Consider the following 2,128-nt stretch of genomic DNA (forward strand, 5'->3'; position numbering starts at 1 on the left):
AAGGATATTAATATCCTTGCCCTTTGAAGAAATCTTTGCCCATTTTCTTTTGAAAGGGTCAAAGAGGCAATTGTTGCGACTTTGTACCCAGTAGCAGTTGTTAACAACTCTACTCTCAGGTATGAGCAAATAAAGCTCATCAACAGTTGGTAACCTATAGCCAAGTTCTGCCAGAATTTCTTGGATTTGAGAATGCTTTGTAGGCATTCCTCCAAGATCCTTGATTGTCTTTCGCAATCTTGACTGTGGTGTAACTCCTGTTTGAACTTTGATTGGTGAGTCAACTGTTCTCCACCCATTTATATGCTTGTTCGGAACCGTAGCGATAATCATTGGGTGATTGTATAAAGCCTTAGATGGCTCAACTGAAGGCTCAGCCTGAGCCATAACAGGTTCAGCTACAACTTTCTCTTCCGAGAAAATGTCGAGTTGGCCAGACTTTGAAAGTCCTAAGATCCAAACTTTGCCGACATCTCCCCGAAGCGTCAAGGTTCCATTCTCAGAGTCCCAGAGGTACTCATCTGAGTGTTGAACCCAGTAAAGCCCTGCATCAAGACCTTGAGTTTGCTTGAGCTGTTTAAGTTGCTCTATCGTTGGCAACTCATATCCAAGCTCATGAAGGATTTGAATTACTTTGAGACGATCCATTGGCATGCCACCAATGTTCTTCAAAGTCTTCCTTAACCTTGCTTCAGGTTTCTTTCCTGGAGCAACGTTAACCTGGCAATCCACTTTCCAGGTCGAGCGTCCAGTTAACTTCAACGTTCTTGAAGCCTTAATCACAGCAGGCCTATTCTGCTGAGAATTGTTTGGGCGCGTCATTATGCGCGCTGCTCCTCAAAGAAATCGTTGCGCTCTTTACGGGTGGCCTTGAATACCACCTCTAAAGAGGCTTTGTTTTTGATCGCCTCGCAGTTGATTTCAGCGCCAACTGCTTCAAGCCTGTCGACGACGGTTTCAACAGCAGCGTTGATCACCACAGGGCCAAGGCTGCTGAATCGCGCTTCGAGGGCGCGCTTAGCCGCATTGATAGCGGCTTTCCTTGCTGCACGTGCTTTGCGCAGCTCTTTAAACACCAACTTACGAGCTGGCGTGAGGGCCATCTCGATGGCTGGCCCTTGCTTCGGGGCTTTACAGCCCTTGATAGCCTCAAGCGAACTTAAGGCGCGGTTTGAGCGCTTGCGCGTCATGCGGCGCTCTGTGCGCTCTGTGTGGCGCTCTTTCTCCCATCGAGAATATTTCTCGATGTTGAGCGCAAGCTCTTCAACTCTCTCTTGCTCTTTTTGAGTAAGAGGCTTCCTGCGCTCTTCAAGAGAGATTTTCATCTGCTCGCCACGCTCAGCGACGACATGCCAAGTGGCAAGGTCTTCAGCTATCTTTAAAGCCAAAGCCTCTGATGGGCGCGCCTTACGCGCCTTTGGTGTCTCGGAGCTGCCTTTTCCGAATCGGGCAGTCCAAGCATTTCCGAGTGCAATACTCGCGTCACGACGCGCCTGACGCGTCTTTTGTGACCAGTCACCAGTTGGGAAGAGAGCTGTAATCTCTCTCTCCGCTTGGCGGCGACTGGAAACCTTCACTGTGTGGGTTTTACCCGACACAGTGAGGACCAGTTTAACAGGTGTAGACATAAGAATATGCCTTTCTGTCATTGCGACAGTGAGTGAATGCCTCCTTGTATAAAAGCAAAGAGAATAAGGAGACATTCGGGGTTTGTTTTTAACAGAGATATTGGTAAAGCAGTCATCTGAAGGTCCTGCTGTTTGATGTTTGTATTTGGGAACAAACATCCAAAAAACCAACTGGGGTGAAACCCCAGTCCTGTGTCAGCCTTACATACACAAGCATTGCTGCTTGCACTGACAGTGCCGTTCTTTTTGTCATTAAAGACAGGAAAACGCGCTAAACCTTAATTGGACACAGGGGGCCACTTTGTAAACAGTAAGTCGATTGAGTCTAGCCGTGAACTAGGTTCGTTTTAGCCGTACATTAGAGGTGTCGTGAACATTTGAACTTGTGGGTTCAGAGGTGCCGTGAACATGTAAACTTATAGGTTCGCATGTGTCGTGAACATCTGAACTTGTGGGGTTCGCATGTGTCGTAAACATCTCAATGTGAAAGCTAATACGAT

At 47.5% G+C, this 2,128-nt stretch carries 2 protein-coding genes; both read right to left on the minus strand.

What is annotated here, in order from left to right; all coding sequences use genetic code 11:
• Positions 1 to 822: hypothetical protein (locus tag EBR25_13325; GenBank protein ID NBW41962.1), on the minus strand; the 822-nt coding region annotated here is incomplete at its 3' end.
• On the minus strand, positions 822 to 1,649 hold the full coding sequence (locus EBR25_13330; GenBank protein NBW41963.1) for a hypothetical protein: 828 nt from the start codon (positions 1,647 to 1,649) through the stop codon (positions 822 to 824). The genes EBR25_13325 and EBR25_13330, both read right to left, overlap by 1 nt.
• Between the last annotated feature and the right edge of the window lie 479 nt (positions 1,650 to 2,128).

The sequence above is a fragment of the bacterium genome, assembly GCA_009926305.1.
In the GTDB taxonomy this organism is placed as follows: Bacteria; Bdellovibrionota_C; UBA2361; order UBA2361; family RFPC01; genus RFPC01.

Coding starts and splice junctions, on each gene's coding strand:
- EBR25_13330 (NBW41963.1), bottom strand. CDS start 1,649: ATGACAGAAAGGCATATTCTTATGTCTACACCTGTTAAACTGGTCCTC.